Source organism: Streptomyces sp. iso_384 (assembly GCF_056172905.1).
Map to the genome: position 1 here is coordinate 1281367 of NZ_JBWBTT010000001.1, position 18138 is coordinate 1299504.

The following is an 18138-nucleotide window of genomic DNA, read 5'->3' on the forward strand; positions in this document are numbered from 1 at the left end:
GGATCAGTGATTCAGTACGTCGCTGAAGAATCCGATCGACGGGTCTTCCGGCGTGCCGACGAGGAGAGCGCGGTCGAGCAGGCCGTTGTTGTGCTCGCAACTCGTCTCCGGCAGCAGCACGCAGGCATGGCAGGCCGCCATGTTGATCCCGCCGACGCCGCTTCCCTCCGACTCGACGCAGAGGGGGTCCGCGGAACACCAACGCGCCCTGTCCAGAGCCGAGTCCAAGGACTTCCGGAGGCGGTCGGGTTCGCCCTGTGCGACCAGGCCCCCCAGGCTGCCCGCGGAGTCGCTTGTCGCGGTGCAGATGAGGATGCCCGCCATGGTGTCGCTCGTATAGAGCCGCTCCCGCAGGGACGCCGCGGGATAGCCCCCGTCCAGACTCCACTCATTGATCAGCGAGTGCGCCAGAGTGTGGAGCAGAACCATGCGGGGGGAGGCCGGCGATTCGGGCACGGTGTCCGGATCCTGGGCGCGTTCGTGCATCATCCGGGTGTGGTTGGCCCGCATGCGATCGGCACGCGCCGCCACGGCGACGCTTCGGGCCCAGGTGTCCAGCCGTTCCTCGTCGAGCCGGAGGAAGACGCCCTCGCCCTGGACCTCCATCGCGGGCAACCAGTCGAGTTCCATCAGGGACAGGGCCGCCTCGTGGACGTCCGCGCGGGTGTCCGGGGTGTCGACCCGCGAGAACGCCTTCAGGGCACGCACTTCCCGCAGTCGCTTCACCAGCATCGGACCCGTGACCCCGTACGGGGTCAGCACGGTCGGAGAGGAACGAGGGGGTTCGCAGACGAAGCGGTCCTCTCGACCGGTCCCCTTCTCGGGCTGCCCCGCGATCAGTCGTTCGTACTCCTGCTTCCGCAGCGCGATGAAGGCACTGTCCACGGAGGCATCGCCGTCGGCATCCGTGTCCTCCTGGTTCTCCGCTTCGAGCAGAGCGATGACCCTTTCGGCCGAGAACTCATACGGCTGCGTCAGTGTGAGGGCTTTGAGGAAGCCGCGGATGCCGCGCTCGTCGCCCTCCTCGTACATCTTGCGCAGGTCGTCCATGTGGTCTTCGAGCCGGGTGAAGTGCTCGTCGCTCCACGGAGGGATCGACAACGCCGTCCGCACGATCGGCTGCCAGGCGACGGACGAACCGCGTTGCAGCGTGCGCGGCCTCTCCGAGCAGTGATCGGTCGGCGCGTCCTTCAACCAGGGCCGCTTGCCGCTGCAGAACACCTTCAGGTCCGACAGAGCCGTACCGCTGAACGCGCCCTCCATCGACACCTCGGGCACTCCGCAGGTGCAGGAGATCAGGACCGAGCGGAGGGAGGCGGTCTTTCCACTCGTGCGCAGTCGCATCGCTCCGCCGCAGAGACCCGTCTCGCCCTCCTGCCGGTTCTTGCGGTGCACCCACTTCCAGTACGGGAAGTCGTCGATGTGGCCTTTCGCGCAGGCCATGACGAAGCGCGAAGGAACGAGGTCTTCCTCGCAGTCACCGCATTCGTTCTTTCCCGGGGGGGAGTTGAACTGTCGTACGTGCTGGAGGGCCTGGCACTTCGGGCAGGAGTGCCACAGAGGGAACCGGCGGACGTGCACGCCGTCCTTGCTCGTGTCGTCCGATGCCGGTGGGAGGCGGAACGACTTCACGCCGAGGACACGGGCCAACCGGTGCTCGTGGATGGTCGGCGCGTCGCTGATGTTCCAGGAGTCGGTTCCGGCCACTATGAACGATTCGTTGTCCACAGCGACCATCGACCCGACGCCGTAGGTCGTGATCATCTGGGCGCGCCGAACGGAACCGCGACGGGGATAGCTGCGCTCCGGCGCTCCGGTCCGGCGGCGTCGGGAGGGGGGTGGGGTCATCGGGTCGCCTCCATGAACAGACCGGACTCGGCATCGACATCGCGCAGACTCCAAAGCGTCTGCCAGGCATTCTCGTCGGGGTCTTCGTCGTCGAACGAGCAGAGCAGCGAGGGGGTCCGCTTGCTCCGCTTCGGCTCGTAGAGCAGGCCGCCGTGGGATGCCGCCAGGTCCGACCACCAATCGACGAACTCGTCGTAGGCGTCCGCCGTCGCCTCGTACTCCTCCATGTCGACCTTCTCGACCCGAGCCAGCAGCGTGGACCGTACGAGTCGGTCCAACTCGTCGCGGAACTCGTCGATCCGTCCCGCACCGTCGTTCGGACGGGCCTCGGGGATCATGATCCGGGCGAGCGCGACGACGACGGCGTGCAGGCCACGCTCGCGGGAGCGGGAGGAGAACGGCGTCACGCTGGTCGACTCCACCTCGCGGTACAGCGCCGAGTGGAAGTGCTGGAAGCTCTCGTAGTGCGAACGGTCTCTGGAACGACTCGAGTTGAGCATCACGGCCACCAGGCCGGGGTGGCGGCGGCCCACGCGACTGGTCGCCTGGATGTACTCGGCCGTGGTCTGCGGCTGCCCCATGACGGCCATCAGCCCGAGTCGGTCCACGTCGACGCCGACCGAGATCATGTTCGTGGCGAGAAGAACGTCCACGGCATCGGGGTGCCCCAACCGTTGCTCCACCTGCTTCAGGCGCTTCGGCACCTCGCTGGAGTTGGCGCGGCTCGTCAGCTCGGTCTGTTCCAGGATCTTTCGCCGTAGGTTCCCGTCGCGGTCGGCCAGGTAGCCGAGGTGCGCTTCGACGTCGTCGTGGACCTGCAGTTCGGCCGCGGCCAACAGCCTGAGGCTGTTGAAGTATCCGACGAGCGTCCAGTAGGCGTCCCGGACCTGTTCGTCGTCCTTGCCCTGCGCGGCCCGGTGGAGCAGGTTGGCGTACGTACGGATGAGTAGCGTGGACTGGCTCGTGCTCGGCGTGAGCAGGCCGACGTACTGCCTACTCGCCTTGCGTTCCTTGGGGGTTTCGACGGCGAACCACGAGTCCCTGGCGTCGATGCCCGCCGGCGGGAACTGGGCGACCTCGCGGGCGAACAGACTGTTGCCCTGTTCCGACGCCCGGCGGATCGTCGCCGTCGACGCGATGATCTTCGGTTCGTCCGCGAGCAGGTCCACCGCCGTCTCGTACAGCCCGGTGAGCGTTCCGAGCGGCCCCGAGATGAGGTGCAGCTCGTCCTGGACGATCAGCTCCGGGGGAGGCGTGCCGTCCTCACGGTCACGGTTGAACAATGCTGCGGTCTGTTCACGCCACGGCATGGCGGCGAACTTGTCGACGGTCGCGATCACCAGCGTCGGGCGCGCGTCGTAGACGGCTTCGTCGATCAGGTGGACCGGCAGCCCGTCGCGGAAGTCGCACCAGGTTTCGGGGCAGCGGACGTGCATCCGCTTCGCTTCTTCGTCGACCTCGTACTGGAACGCGTCGATGCGTGCGCCGCACCAGGGGCACGCGTGCAGTTGGACCGGGTTCTTCTCCTGGAGCTCCTTCTCCTTCCGGAGCTCCACGAGGCTCTCCTCGGCGACCGACAGCTTGTTCGGGGTGGCGGACTGGCCCACCCACATGCCGATGGAGATGGGTTCCCTCCCCAGCGTCCGCTCGTCACCGAGACGAATGCGCTCCATGGCGCAGATCAGGGACGCGGCACGCTCGAACTGCTGCAGGGTGAGCAGTCGCAGGGTGTAGCGCATCAGCACGGTCACGCCCCCGCCCCGCTCCGTGTGCCGCAGACGGCGCAGGAAGGTCGTGAAGGCGATCAGACCGAGATACGCCTCGGTCTTGCCGCCACCGGTGGGGAACCAGAGGAGGTCGGCGATGTGGCGGTCGTCGTGCTCCGGGGCCACGATCCCTTCGAGGCAGAGAAGCACGAAGGAGATCTGGAACGGTCGCCACCGACTCGCGGACGTGTCCGGATCGCCCACCCGGCCGTTCTTCACCCACTCGCTGCGGCCCCGCTGCTGCGACATCGCACGGTTGGCGAGACGGAACGCCCGCATCGCCTCGCTGTCCGTACCGAGAACCCTGATGCCTCGACGCATGCGGGCCAGAGCCGCACGGCAGTGCTCGATCTGCTTCCGTGCCGGAGCCTCGTGCGGTGTGCCCCGGAAGGCCTCCGCCTCCGCCTCCTTGCGGTCGATCCACTCCGCATACCCGGCCATCAGGTCGTTGAGGGCGGCCAGGACCTCGCTCTCGGGACGGGTCGCCAGGCCCTCCATGGTGAGGGCGGAGTCGTCGATGTCGGGGTTGGAGTCGGTGAGGAGCACATCGTGCGCCGGGACGAACTCCGTGCGTACAGTGGTGATCGCCGCGCGTCGGGTGTTCGGGTCGCCGATCGGGGCCGGGGTCCAGTCCCAGTCCGCCGAGCAGCCGTGACCGACGGCGAAGGTCGGCGCGTGCCGGTGCAACAGCCGACTCGTCGCGACCTCCTGGTCGTACGTCGTACGTTCGGACGGGCGGTCGACCAGGCCCGGCTCGCCGGACTCGGTGGTCACGGTCAGGCGGGGCTGATAGAGGCAGAACGCGTCCTGGAGGGCGTACTTGCCCACGCGATGCGTATTGATCAGCGTGATCGTCACGGTGACCGTGCCGCTTCCCGGAGCCTTCGGTCGGACGACGACGTCCAACGCCGGGCCGGCGAGCAGATCGTCCGCGGCCCTGTCCGGGCGAAGGTCCTCCACCCGATAGCGACGGGGCACGGTCGCATCGACGGTCACGGTACGCACGGACAGCTCGCGCCGGCGCCACCGTTCCTTCTGCTCGGACACCGTCCGGGCCTCGGCCCGCTCGGCGGCCACCGGGCGTCCCTCGGCGTCGACCGGATCGTAGGCCGCGACTTCCGTGCGCACGAGAAGCCTCGGTGCGACCGTCGGGTCCACGGCGAACGTCAGCCCCATGGAGGAGGGGCGTCGGTCGCCGATATGAGCCGTACCGAGTTCTGGCAGCGGGTCTTCGATGTCCCGGCCCCTCCGCACGAGCGGAGCGTCGTCGAGTCCGTCGTTCTCGGCCGCGTCCTCCTGGAGCGCCCGCCCGGACTCGGGATCGGAGGCCCTCGGGAACAACACCCCTATCGGATAGGTGGTGATCGGCGGATCCTGGGTCAGGACCTCGTCGGCGGAGCCCGGGCCGAGCAGGTCCCTGCGGAGCTGCTCGACGAGACCTTCCCGGAGCGCGTAGTGGGCGGCGTGCGTGCTGGTCCCGTCCGTCATCCGACGATGCCTTCCTGGGTGTTCCTTGCGGCGCGCCTGTAGCGCCCGAGTCCTGACATGCGGGGCACCGTCCAGACGCCGTGGTCGCCCAGCCCGGCGCGGGCACCGGACGCGGTGCTGCCCGCGACGCTCTCCAGACAGTCGACCCGGAAACCGGTGATCTCCACCGGCCAGTTGATCTCCCAGGTTTTGTTGATCTTCAGGGAGGTGTGGAGGTCTTTGCGGAACCGCTCGGAGACGACGGAGATCGCGCGATCCCCGTGGAAGACGGTGTACGGAGGGCTCTGGTCGGCTGCCATGGTCATCTCGTGCTGAGGGCGGAGCGTCAGTACGTCACCGGGCGAGACCGACGACGCCAGGTAGTCCTGCACGCCTGCCGCGTCGTCGACGAAGCCGTCCGTGCCGGGCGGGTGCTCCCGACACACGTCCTGCCCACCGGCGACGATGCCGTCGCGGATGTACGTCTTCCACCCGCCGAGATACCACCGATCGGTCACCCGGTCTTGGCGCACGAGTGCCGTGTCCGGTGCCGCGATGCGGAACAGGTCGTCCCGGGCGCGGGTCATCGCGACGTACAGCGAACGAGCCTCGGCCGCCGGGTCCACGTGGCTGTGCTGCTTGCGCAGCTCCGCGGTGGTGGCCGGTTCGACCACGATCACCCGATCGAACTCGAGTCCCTTGGCGCGGTGCACGGTCGCCACCACCAGGCCCGAGGGTTCCACGGCTGCCAGGTCGTCGGGGAAACGCCCCTCGGCCACCAGCCGCCGCACAGCCGAGACATCCATCAGCCCCCTGGGCGCGCGGGCGGCGCCCCGCAGGGAACGCCAGATCCGCGTACGGTCGCCGACGGGCGGGGTCGGACCGGTGGTGAGCAGTTCCAGGAAGCGCTCCTCGGTCAACGTGGTGCTACCGGTGTTCCGCAGGACGTGACTGACCCAGGCCGGGACAGGTCGGTCCTGCAACGCACGCTGGACCCGGTGCGGCACGCCCAGGGAGAACAGCTTCTCGGACAGCACCAGAGCCTGGCGGTTGTCCCTGCAGAGAATGGCGCAGGTGCCCGGGTAGCCCCGGAGCGACTCGACGGTCGACCGCTCCTCCAGAGGGCTGAGATCGGGGCATGACCGCAGGAGATCGGTCAGCTGTCGGTGGAACTTCTCGCCCGCCGCGTCCGACTCGGCGGGCTCCGACGGCAGCCTCTTGAGCGCGTCGCCGAGAGAGAGCGCCGTGCGCGCTTCCTCGGTCCGGGCCCGGAAGTTGGTGGTGAGATGCAGCTCGACCAGATCGTCCGGATAGGAGCCCCGCAACCAGTCGAAGAAGTAGTTGGTCTCCGCGGCACGGGCATCCTGGTCGGAAACCTGAAAGCCGAAGATGGCCTGGGCACCGTCCCCCACCACCGTGAACCCGCAGTTTTCCTGGAAGCGGTCCAGCAGCGTCTCCACCATGTCCCGACGGTCACCCACCAGGTCCTGGACCTCGTCGATCACCACGTGGGCGGGGGCGCCCTGTTCGCTCTCCTCGACCGCGCCCCGGAGAACGGCCTCGGTCGTCTCCCTGATCCGCTCGTCGAAGCGCAGCGCGCCCCAGTCCCGATCGGGCTGCTCCGCGCGCAGCACCGAGTACGCCCAGGAGTCGAACGTCTGCACCCGGACGCGTCGTGCCTCCCGGGCGTGCAGCGCGATCCGCTCGCGCAGCTCGCGGACCGCCGCGCGCGAGAAGCTGAGCACCAGGATCTCGCCGGCCTCCAGCGCGTCGTCCTCGTGCCCCATCAGCGCGTCGAGACGGCGGACCAGCGTGTGTGTCTTGCCCGCTCCCGCACCGGCGGTGACCAGCAGCCGGGCGTCCCAGGGCTGCTCGACCACGGCCCGCTGTTCCTCGGTCAAGGGCGGGCTGTCGTGGTACGCGTCGGTCACTTGGCCCTCCACAGGTGCTCGAACTGCGTGAAGGCGAGCGCCTTGCCGTAGTTGGTGATGTTGTCCCGGACATTGAGGATCAGGCAGGTCTCCTTGCCCCCGTTGCCGGGACCGCGCAGACCGCGCCCGATCATCTGCTGGTAGACGTTCGGGCTGTAGGTGGGGCGGGCGACGACCACGGCCCGGGTGGCCGGAGCGTCGAACCCCTGTGTCAGAACACCGTAGTTCGTGAGGACGCGCACGCGGCAGCGACGGAAGTCGTCGATGCTCTTCCTGCGCTCGCCCGCCGAGGTGGCCGAGTCCACCGAAGCGGCGGTGATGCCCCGGTCCTTGAGCTTCGCGGCGAGGAACTTGGCATGCGCCACGGAGGTGGCGAACACCAGGACGGGCCAGTCGGCGGGCATTTCGCCGATCTCCTCCAGAATGCGCTTGTTGCGGTCGTGGTCGTCGGCGAGACGCTGCTCGGCGGCCTTCGAGAGCAGGCTCATCTGGTCGGCCCGCTCCTTCTCGTCGTTGGTCAGCTCGATGGTGCCGCCCAGGAGTTCCCGGTGATCGACCTTGGCCAGCATGCCGAGTTCCTGCAGTTCCCCGTAGGCGTCACCCGTCGTGAAGACACCGTCGTCGAGGCGCTGCCCACCGAAGCGTTGGACCAGGCGTCGGGTTTCCTCGTCGTTAGTGTTGCGGAACGGGGTCGCGGTGAGCCCCAGCAGATGGCGACCCGTCTCCCGTGCCGTCAGGCCGAGTTGTTCGAAGATTCTCGTGTACTGGGGCGAGATGGCGACATGCGCCTCGTCGACGATGACCAGACTCGCCTGCCGGAGCCAGGCGTATCCCTCGGTGTCGAGGCAGTTGCGGAGCTTGGCGTCCGTCGCGACCACCAGGTGGGGGCGATCGCTCACCGGACCCGCTTCATTGGTGGTCCACAGCCTGCTGATGGTGAGCGGGCTCTCCGCGCCGACCTTCGACCAGACGAAGCTCCAGCTCTGGACAGCCTGCTCGCAGAGCTCCTCGGTCTGGGCGATCCAGAGGATGGGACCGTCCAGCTCCCCCACGGACTTGACCCAGCGGATCACGGCCTCCGCCGCCACTCGGGTCTTGCCCGCGCCGGTGGGCAGCGACAGCATTCCGCGCTGCGGTGCGAACCGGTCGAGCATCGCGAAGACCTTCGCCGCGAGGCGCTCCTGATAGTCGTGCAGCCGGGGAAATTCGGTGGGCCCCGGAATCTCGATCCTCGGCGGCAGCGACGGAGTCCTGGTGCCGGCGAAGGAGTCGGGGAAGCCGAAGTCGGAGACGAACTTCACCGCGGGCGAGGAGCCGGTGAAGCCGGACGGCGCATGGCTCGGATAGGCGGCCAGCAGATCTCGGGCGTGCATCTGCAGAACGCCGTCCCCGTGGGCGTTGTACGCCATCCGCGCGATCCGGCGGGCCGACGGCTCGACGTCCCCCAACTCCGCCCGCTCGCTCTCCAGGAGGCCGGGCGGCAGGCCCGCCCGGAGCGCGGCTTCGCCGATGAGCAGCTCCAGCTTCTCCTCGACGCTCTCCGCCTCCCGGACCCGGCGCAGGGCCGCCTGGAGCTGCTGGTCGGCCTCCTGCCGCTCCTGGGCGTCGAGCACCGCCCGGCATCCGGCCTCCTGCAGCCCCCAGCGCAACTCACGGTCGACCGCGACCAGGGCAGCAAGCCGGTCCGCGGGTTCGAGGACGAGCACGGTGTTTCCCTGAAGCGCGCTCTTGAGAGGCGTGGACCGGGTGCCCTGGGGGGTACGTGTCACCTCCTCCAGCTCGGAACAGGGCTGCAGCCGATAGTTGTTGACGGTATTACCCATCCGCTGGCGGAGCGTGGGGAACTCGTCGTGCAGCAGTGTGGGCTCGCCGATCCCGACATGCCGCGTCTCCTTGCTGACGACGTCGCTGTACCGGAGCATGCCCCACGTCTTGACGAGCAGGGCGGCGTCCTCGTCGCTGCCTGCGAGCAGCGCCGGAATCTGCTCCGCGCGCAGCGTGCGGTACTCCGCCTCGGAGGCCGCGACGGCGATCTTGTCGTCCTCCCGCGTGGACCACTCCGAGCCGATCCGGCAACGGGTGAGCTCCCCCTCGGGGAAGTCGACCCCCAGCCGGGTCAGCATCACGTACGTACGCCCGACGAAGGAGTCGTCGTCGCTGGTGCCGAGCTGTTCGCGCAGCCGGGCCCACTGCTTCGGCGGCACGTCCTCCACCAGCGTGGGCAGGTGGAGCTTGCGGGCCTTCTCCGCGCTGATGTCCGCGACGGGCAGGACATCGGCGTACGCGTGCAGCTGGGGACCCACGGCGTCGGAGAGCGGGACGACGCCCTGCGAGGTGGGGACCCTGCCGAGCCGTGCCAGCATCCAGCGCAGCGGGGAGTAGACGGGTTTGCGCGTGGACACCTGGGTGCCGAACTGCATGGTCCACGTGTCGATGACGCTTCCGTCGGGCAGCGCCTTCACGAAAGCCGCTCGCCCCTCGTCCGACAGGAGCTCCAGGAGGTGCAACGGCCCGCCGACGGGGGAGCCCTCCAGCTTGAGCCTGCTGATGCTCGGACGGGAGGCGTTGCTGCTCAGGGTGCGGCAGTAGCTGTCGTAGATCGCCGTCGAGTATTCGCCGAACCACGCTTCGTCCTCGGACGGACGGTGGCCGGCGGTCGGTGTCGCACGCAGGCCGAACTCGTGGAAGACCATCCGGTCGTCGGAGTGGAAGTCCAGGTCCACCGCGACGGACCGGTCCCGGCTCCCGTCGGAGGGCGCCACGGGCCCGGGCAGGAGGCAGTCGCGCATGCGGTGGAAGCGTCCGTCCACGGTGCGGACCGACAGCGTCGACATCGGGTCGGGCACGCGGGCGATCACCTCGCCGCTAACCTGGCTGCCGCCCGCACTGTGGAACAGCTCCCAGAACCGTGCCCAGTCCTGGGGACCGTAGCCGGTGAAGCCCTGCTCCAGGACTCCGATGAATCGTCCTCGGGAATCGGCCTCCCGAATACCGATGGTGTTGAGGTCGTGGATCAGCGACTGGTCTTCGGACAGCGCGGGGTCCACGTACGTCGTGCCGTCCCGCAGTCCGTCCTGGACGGCTCTTCGGAAGACCTTGCCCACCACGGCGGGCACCAGTCCGCTCTCCTCGGTCAACACGATGCGGGCCGCGCGGGCCTGGTCCGCGAAGGGCGACCCGTCGCGGACCATCGCTGCGAAGATGCGGATCGCGACGGCGGAAGCCTCGGCCGTACCGTCGGCGACCAGAGCCTCCAACCATTCCCGAACGGTCGCCCGACCCTGCCTCGTCTGCTCCAGAATGTGCCCCACCTTGCCGGCACGGAACTCGGCGGCTTCCACGGAAGGGTGGACCCAGTCCGTCGGGCGCCCGGGGTAGGCGTTCCACATCCGGAGCCATTCGAGCCTGAGCGGTGTCTTGCCCACCGGCGCGGGGTGGACGCGCAACTCGCGGGGAATCCGCAGGACGCCGTCCTGGTTGGGAAGGGACGGGAGTTGGGCGGTCAGCTTCCAGATCTGTTCGGTGAGGTACTTGTCGGCCCAGTTGAGGGTCTCCGACTCCCTGGTCCGACCGGGGAGGAGGGGGAGATAGGCGCCGGGGTCCTCGGCCGGTGCCAACTGGGGCAGCGATTCGACGACCAGCTTCGCCGCGACCTGGATGATCTCCTCGTTGAACGGGCTGGAGTCCAGAAGGTTCTGTCTGTCCTCGTTCGTCTTCCAGGCTCCGTTCAGGATGCCTGCCAGGGTCATCGGGTACTTGGTCGGGAAGAACGACCAGAATTCCCCCCGCCCCTTGGGGATGGCGAGGACCGTGTCACCGGTGTACTCGGGTACGGCCCACGAGATGTCGATCGTCGCGCGATCGTGCATTTCTCCCGCGCCGGCCCGCGCGCGGGGGGTGGGCTGGTGGGCGTGGGTGAACACCTTCCAGGTCGCGTGGGACTCCGGCTTGCCCGTACGGGCCTCGTGGATCGTGTGCAGGACGCCCTCGTGCTCGACCGTGATCTCCCGCCGGATCTGCGGCATGGGTCGACGGTCTTCCAGAACCACCGTGCCCACGTGGTGGGAGAACAACTGGAAGCGTGCCGGGAACTCCCGCTGCGCTTCGTGGCTGCCGGCGACCGCGTGGATGTCGTGCCCGAGTCGATCGGCCGCTCCGGGCAGCAGGGGAAGGCGCACAACGGTCGTGGCCCAGCCGAGCAGTTCGTCGAGGACCGGGTCGGCAGAGCGTTCCTTCGCGGCCTCCATCGGGCGTGCCATGCGCAGGACGGGAGCCTCGAAATCGGCGTCCAACGCATTGCCGCCGGCCTTCCGGATCTCCTCGTGCGACCAGGTCCGGTCGAATCCGAATGCTCCTGAGGTACTGAAGAATTGAGGCGTGTCGGTAACGGCGAGAACCGATTTCACTCCGACACCGAAGCGACCGATCTGACCTCCCCGCTTCTTCGAAACGCTCATGCGGAGAATGGTCTCGGCGCCTTCTACCGTGACCTCCTTGCCCTCGTTCGCGCAGTACAGGTGCGCATTCGTGAGAACGACGTGGACCTTGCCGCCGGGGGAGTATGCGATCTCGTCCGCGGCGTTTTGCACGAGCTCGAACAATTGGCGGTCCCCGTAACCGCCTTGAGTGATTCGGCGTTCACCGTTGGCATGCTCAAGAATCAGCCCCGGATCGATCCGATACGCCGCGAGTACGCGCGCCGACTGATCGATGATCGTCCGGATGACGGAGGTCTCGCCCGAACTGTCCGTCACATAGGGGTGGTTCAAAGTCTTCCAATCCGTGTCCGTGAGCTGAGCGCGGGGGGAGTCGGGGCCGGCGGCAGCGGGGGATGCGGCCTGCCCCGACTCCACGATAGGAGTTCCGGGTCCGACGATGTGCCGGGTCAGTCGAGCTTGAAGATGATGATGACGAACTCCGGACGCGCACGGTTCCGGCGACGCTCGTTCCGGACGGAGCCCGCGTACTTCGGGGGGCGGGTGGTGATGCCGCGGCCGCGGAGCGGCGGACGCGGAACGCGGTGCCGCGGACCCTTGTCATCCGGCGGGAAGGGGGCTTCGGGGGCGGAGGCATTGCGGGCCGCCTCCTTGTCACGCCGGAGTCGGAGGGCGTTGATGTACGAACGCGTCGTACCGACGGCATCGAGGAACTCGGACTGCAGGTACGGGTCTTCGATGGAGTCGTACTGTTCGACGAGTCCGAAGGGGCCGTCGTCCGAATCGGGCGGGTCGATGTTCATGACAGTGCCCCCTGGGCTCTGAGGATGTGTACCGGGTGTGACGGGAAATGGCGCACGTGCAGAGGGGCGGGAGCGCCCGGGGTGACGGGTGCGATCGCCAGGAGGAAGGTTTCTTCGGAAGCGGGGAACTCGGTGGCGGGTCGGGGCGAAAGAACGTGGGCGATAAGCGTTCCAGAAGCCAAGCGCATTCTTTCGGTCGGGGCAAGGGAAATGATGATTTCCCTGAAAAATGCGCCTGTGGTCGGCGAATCGATTTATGGCACGCGAAACAAGGCCCCGGAAAAGAAAGGGTTGGTGGCGCCGGGTGAGGCGTCCCCGCTCCGAAACTACAGGAGCGGAACACTCGTCCACAAGGCCTTGTTGAAGATGATCCCCTTCTCTGTCGGAGCGCTCGCGCGGGGTGCATTTCGGGCGCGAAAGGATCAGTGGGGCGAGGGGGGTATTCTGCGCTAATTTCGAATACAGTGCATATCTGAACTTATTGCCAAGGAGCTGGAACTGCGAAGGGGCCGCCGGAGAGAGGTGTCAAACGTCTTTGTCGGACGGATCGTCAGTGTCAAATGGCGCGTGTATCGTGCAGGTCATGGCCTACGCCGCAGCTGAGGAGTGATGAGGTTGGACACCGGGATGGACTTCGGCCCCTGGCTCGCCCGCCAGCTGAAGCAGTCGGGCATGAGTCAGGCGGACCTCGCCCAGCGGGTCGGGATGACGCGAGCTGCTGTCTCCGCCTGGATCACGGGCCGTGCGACTCCTCGTGAGGAGACGATCCACAAGATCGCCGAGGCCCTCGGCACGGACCTGGGCACGATCCACACCCGCACCGCCGACACCTTGGCCGGCCTGCCGATCTCCTGGTACCACCGTCCGGGACACGCCGACGGTGGGCGGGAGTTCGGGAACGCGGCAGCCTTCGCCTTCGAGGCCGACGTCGGCGTCCTGGCCCGGGAGGCAACCCAGAACAGCCTCGACGAACGGCTCGATCTCGCCCAGCCGGTCCGGGTCCGGTACACCCTGCACGAACTGTCGGGCGAGGCTCTGGCCCGATTCCGGGACGAGATTCGCTGGGACGACCTGCTGCCCCACTACGAGGCGGCCGCGCAGCAGGACCAGAAGGTCGGGCGCATGATCGCGGCCGGCCTGAGCGACATGTACGACCGGGACCGCTTGGTGCTCCTCCGTATCGACGACTACAACGCCTCCGGGCTCACGGGCGACGACTACGAAACCGGTCGTTTCGCCGCGGTCGTGCGTCGGCAGCTCGACAGCCAGAAGTCGGTGAGTGGTGCCGGTGGGTCCTACGGTCTCGGGAAGGCGACGCTCTGGGCGACCAGCCGTCTCGGTCTGGTTCTCATGAACTCCACGCTGTCCGAGCCGCACGAGGGACGGACCGAGCGTCGGCTCGTCGGACGCCTCGACCTGCCCTGGCGGAAGGTCGACGGAAAGCCGTGGGCGGGTCCCGCCTGGTTCGGTCGGCCCGACCCGGACGCGGAGGACGTGAACGTGGCCCGCTCGTGGTGGGCGGACGAGGAGAGCGTCGAGCGCCTCCACCTCACGCGGGAGAGCGCCGAGCCCGGCACGTCCTTCCTCATCGTCGGCGCGCACGACGTCGCCAGCCTCGTCGAAGGCACCGACACCGATGCCGACGTCGAGGACGACGACAGCGTGCACCGCATGCACCACCGCCTCAAGGACGCACTCGGTCGGAACTTCTGGGCGGCCATGACCGGCGGAGGCAAGCAGCGGCCCCTGCTGGAGGCGTCGGTGAGGACCCTCCGCAACGGCGTGGAGATCATCCCCGAGACGCGGGTCGACCCCCGGGAGACCCAACCCTCCCGGACGCGCGCACTGCAGGCCTTCCTGGACGGTACGACCGTCGAAAGGATCACGGAGTCCGGGCAGGTGGCCATGGCGACCGTGCCTCTGATGGTGCCCGCCCCCGCCGGTCGCGGAAACGCGGTCGAGCACCGGGCGGTCGTACTGGTCACGGAGGCCGAGGACGGCGACGACGGAAAGCCGAACCGGGTGACGACCATGCGGGGCAACCGCATGACGGTCAAGATCGGTTGGGTGCCGGGTCTGCCGGTCGGCACCAACCCGTTCCAGGCAGTCCTGCTCGCGGGCAGAGCGGCTGGGGACGACGCTCCCTTCGCGGACGAGGCCGAGGCCTTCCTGCGCGCCTCCGAACCGCCCGAGCACGACAAGTGGGGGCAGACCGAGGAACTGCGCATGCTGTATTCGCCCTCCGCGTACCGGCGGATCGGCGCGCTCACGAACCAGGCGAACAAGGCCGTGCGCGAATTGGTCGCCCTGCCCAAGAAGAGTCGCAAGGGTGGCCCGGAACGGCTGCGCAAACGGCTGTCCGTGGGAGGGCGCAGCACGGCTCGACCCATGCCCCCGGCCGGCCCGCCGACGCTGGAGGAGCTCGACGCCCTGATCGACGACAGCGGTGCGTGGTGCGTCACGGCCGAGATGAAGATCCCGGCCGGCGGTGATTCCTGGCGCCCCGCACCGGTGGCCAAACTCGACGTGCGCTCCGGGCCCCGGCCGGTTCTGGCCTGGTCGGAGCTGGTCGCCGTGCACAACTGCGAAGTCGTCGACGGCACGATCCGCTTCGCCCCCGGCGCGCGCACCGCGACGTTCCGGGGAACCACCGACGTCACCACCCACCCTGTACGCGCCCAGTTCAGCGGCCTCGTCGTCGAACTCCGCACCGACAAGGGGGCCCAGGCATGAGGGCATACCCGTATCAGCGACTTCCCGGCGTCGTGTCGCTCCGGGTCACCTCCGTCGAACTGCGAGGTCCGGACGACATCAGGGACCCTCTCGACACCAGCGCCTTCTCCGTGGTCGAGCAGGTCGTCGCACCCGGTTCGTCGGGACGGGACGACTGGGAGTGGCTCCGCATGAAGGTCTCGGCCACGGTGCCGGGCAGGGCGACCGCTCCCGACAGCCCGTGGACCGATCTGGCGGTCGTCGTCGTGTTGAGCGAAGGCGCCACCAATACGCGGATCTCCACGGCGCTCGCCCCCGGTGCGGAGAGCGGGCGGAAGTGGGAGGGGCAGCTCGACCTGTGGCGTGCGGACCACCTGGACCGGGCGACCATGTCCGTCCACGTCGTCGCCACGGTGGACGGCGTGGCGGGACGCGAGATCGCCGCTTCGACCAAGGACTGGATCATCGACCTGAAGGCCGAAGCTCCCCTGCGCGAAAGGGAACTCGAGGTCGTCGAGGTCGGATTCAGCGAGGGCCCGGATTGGCTGCGTCGCCTGAAGGAGGTGCCTTGGGCCGTGGACACGTCCGGCGACCTGCCCGTCGTGCACATCAACAAGGATTTCGAGGGAGTGTCCGACCTGGTCGGTGGCAACGGCACCTCGGTCGACAACATGGTGCGGGACCTGCTTCTGGCCCAGATGTGCACGGACGTGTGGACCGCCGTCTTCCACACCGCCATCGGTGACCTGGAGATCGAGGACGACGGCACACCGCTGTTCCCCCGCGACTGGAGAGGCGAGGTGCTGCGCGAGATGTTGCCCGACGTCGTGCCCGACCTCCCGGTCGAGGACGCGCTGGGGGAGGTCCATCGGCGACGGACCGGAACATCCGGTTGGACCGATCTCCAACCGCGCATCCACTACGCCGCCACGCGCAGGGGTGACGTGCCCAAGGCGCTGAGCGCCACCATTCGTGGCCTGGACAGCATCCACCGGGGGGCCGACGCATGACCGACAAGCCGAACTTCCTCCCGGAGCGCCTGGCGTTGCTCGCGGACCTCAACGCGGCGCAGTACCTCACCGAAGGGCTGCTGTCGGGCAAGGAGGACGCGCCCGCCATAGCGCTCAACAAGACCACCGAACCACTGCCGCACGACGGTGAGAGCCGTGGGGAACTGGCCCCGGTGCGCGACCTGATCGACGACGCGATGTATCGGTTCCGGGACGACCGGTCGACCAGCGCCGACGCCTGGTTGGCACCCCGCCTCCACGCGACGCTCAGGCTCACCCGTCGGGAGGCGGCCGACCGGAGGATCTGGAACTACCTGGCCCTGGGGGTGGCTCCGGACTACGTGGTCTGGCGCCACCTCGTGGCCAAATCGGAGGACGCTCCGCCCAAGGTCGCAGCCCGGCGGTTCCGAGGACCGGCCTACACCCAGGCGTTCGCCCGACTGTGGTGGGCCGCCGAGCTGTTCCGCGACGGCCCCGATTACGGACCGGTGGTGACCGTGTGTTCCAACCAGGACATGCTGAACACCGCCTTGCGGGTCGACGTGATCGACCACCGGCCGACGGCGCAGGCGACGGTTCGCCTCATGGAGCGCGGCACTGTCCGGACGGGCCGCGAGGTGAACGCACTGGTGGCGGCCATCAACGCCTCCGCCGCGACGCTGATGTACGACGTCGTCGCGCCCGATGCGGAACGGGACGGCAGGCCCCTGCGGGAGTGGATCGAGGCGGCGGAGTCAGCTCCGGCCGTCCCGCGCAGGGAGCTGCCCGTCGGGCCGTACGAGGAGAAGACTCCGGAGCGTTCGGTGGACGTACTCGTCGATCACTTCGCGGAGCTCTTCGCCGGGGCTCCGGTACGAGGACGGCGGGACGCCGGTGAGGAGACCGGCAGCGAGGTCTGAGGCGGTCCCGACCGCCGAGCGGCCGCCGGCATCGCCAGTGCCTCCGGTCGCCACTCCTTCAACAGCGCGTACCACTTCTCCTGCGGCGGCTCGCGGAGCAGCGCCATGCTCAGGATGTGCAGCGACAGGCGGGGCGGAATGGCGTTGCCGATCTGCTGTGCCACGTCGGTGGAGCGCCAGGGGTATGCGGCAGGGAAGGACTGGAGCAGCCCGGCCTCCGCGAAGGAGAGGCGTTCCAGCTCGTCCTCGTCCCTGATCACCAGCTCGCCCGACCTGTCCCACTTCAGGGGGTAGAGGCGGTTGCGGCGCACCTTGCCGGTGATTGTCGGAGCGGGCTCCCCGGACTCACGGCGTCCGCGATTCTTCGGATCGCCGCCGGACCCGTAGTTGGAGACCATGACAAAATCGGAACTCCGCGTGGCACGCAGCGCGTCGCCCATGGACACCCAGGGCTCGACGTCGCCCCCACTGCGCGACGTGCGGAACAGTGATCCGTCCTGGTGGTCGTGGGTCGGTGGCAGCCGTTCGGCGCCCTTCCGGTAGCGCTGGTGCGTCGCCTCGGGAAAGCGGACCCTACGGTGCTCGTTCCCCGGGTCGAACTGCGCGATCAGGACCGCCCTGCGCCGCGTCTGCGGGACACCGAAATCCTCGGTGTGCAGTACGTGGGCCTCGGCGGCGTACCCCGTCCTTCGGAGGATGTCCACGAAGTGCTTCCACACCGGCAGCACGGTGGGCACCTGCTCCAGCACGACCACTTCGTACGGCCTGCGGCGCTTGAGCTTCGCCTCCATGATCCAGCGCAGCGGCTGCAGCACGAAGCCGGTCCGGTCGTCCGACATCGCGTCGGTCTCGACCTTGACCTCTTTCCAGGCCACATCGAACGAAGCCTCGTCCTCGTGGTCCGCGAGCCGCGTGGCCAGGCGCAGTACGTCGTCCAGAGCCTGATGCCCCTTGCGGCTGCCGGCCACGGAGAACGACTGGCAGGGCGGCCCGCCGGTGAGCACGGTCGCCTCGACGACCGAGGGGTCGCACGGACCGAGCGCGGCGACGTCCTTCACGTCGGTGGTCAGGAGGCCGGCCGCCGCACGCGTGGCACGGGTGGCGTCGTCCCACTCGACGCCGATGCTCTCGACGCCCTCGTCCTTCATGATCCTGGCGGCGATGTCGAGGCCGCCGGGCCCTGCGAAGAGATCTACGATCCCGAATTTCGCAGGGGGAAGTGAAGGGGGAGAGGGGTGGGTCATGGTGTGCAAGTGTAGCCGGCGA

9 protein-coding genes are annotated in these 18138 nt (G+C 68.5%); 3 read left to right on the forward strand and 6 right to left on the reverse strand.

The window, feature by feature from the left end; translation table 11 throughout:
- Positions 1-3: 3 nt before the first annotated feature.
- The 5 genes from drmB to AC0VY3_RS05785 all read right to left on the reverse strand — a co-directional run bounded on the left by drmB (position 4) and on the right by AC0VY3_RS05785 (position 12251).
- Positions 4-1848 (reverse strand): DrmB family protein, encoded by a 1845-nt coding sequence (gene drmB / locus AC0VY3_RS05765; RefSeq protein ID WP_475549104.1) that lies wholly within the window; start codon positions 1846-1848, stop codon positions 4-6.
- Positions 1845-5102, reverse strand: coding sequence for a helicase-related protein (locus AC0VY3_RS05770; RefSeq protein ID WP_475549105.1), 3258 nt, complete (start codon positions 5100-5102; stop codon positions 1845-1847). Before AC0VY3_RS05770 ends, drmB begins: the two co-directional genes overlap by 4 nt.
- Positions 5099-7012, reverse strand: a complete 1914-nt coding sequence (locus AC0VY3_RS05775) for a UvrD-helicase domain-containing protein (RefSeq protein ID WP_475549106.1) — start codon at positions 7010-7012, stop codon at positions 5099-5101. The genes AC0VY3_RS05770 and AC0VY3_RS05775 overlap by 4 nt, the downstream gene beginning before the upstream one ends.
- A complete protein-coding gene (locus AC0VY3_RS05780; RefSeq protein WP_475549107.1) occupies positions 7009-11781 on the reverse strand; it encodes a DEAD/DEAH box helicase in 4773 nt (1590 codons plus the stop codon). Before AC0VY3_RS05780 ends, AC0VY3_RS05775 begins: the two co-directional genes overlap by 4 nt.
- A gap of 116 nt (positions 11782-11897) precedes the next feature.
- Positions 11898-12251, reverse strand: a complete 354-nt coding sequence (locus AC0VY3_RS05785) for a hypothetical protein (RefSeq protein ID WP_475549108.1) — start codon at positions 12249-12251, stop codon at positions 11898-11900.
- A 609-nt stretch (positions 12252-12860) separates the two neighbouring features.
- Here AC0VY3_RS05785 and AC0VY3_RS05790 point away from each other — a divergent pair.
- The 3 genes from AC0VY3_RS05790 to AC0VY3_RS05800 are packed head-to-tail and all read left to right on the forward strand — an operon-like array spanning position 12861 to position 16872.
- Positions 12861-14984 carry a helix-turn-helix domain-containing protein gene (locus tag AC0VY3_RS05790; protein ID WP_475549109.1) on the forward strand — a complete coding sequence of 708 codons (2124 nt, stop codon included), beginning with the start codon at positions 12861-12863 and terminating at the stop codon, positions 14982-14984.
- On the forward strand, positions 14981-15973 hold the full coding sequence (locus AC0VY3_RS05795) for a hypothetical protein (RefSeq protein WP_475549110.1): 993 nt from the start codon (positions 14981-14983) through the stop codon (positions 15971-15973). Before AC0VY3_RS05790 ends, AC0VY3_RS05795 begins: the two co-directional genes overlap by 4 nt.
- Positions 15970-16872, forward strand: coding sequence for a DUF6339 family protein (locus tag AC0VY3_RS05800; RefSeq protein ID WP_475549111.1), 903 nt, complete (start codon positions 15970-15972; stop codon positions 16870-16872). The genes AC0VY3_RS05795 and AC0VY3_RS05800 overlap by 4 nt, the downstream gene beginning before the upstream one ends.
- Here the strand turns inward: AC0VY3_RS05800 and AC0VY3_RS05805 are convergent.
- Positions 16794-18116 carry a DNA cytosine methyltransferase gene (locus tag AC0VY3_RS05805; protein ID WP_475549112.1) on the reverse strand — a complete coding sequence of 441 codons (1323 nt, stop codon included), beginning with the start codon at positions 18114-18116 and terminating at the stop codon, positions 16794-16796. The two genes, AC0VY3_RS05800 and AC0VY3_RS05805, sit on opposite strands and share 79 nt — an antisense overlap.
- Positions 18117-18138: the final 22 nt, after the last annotated feature.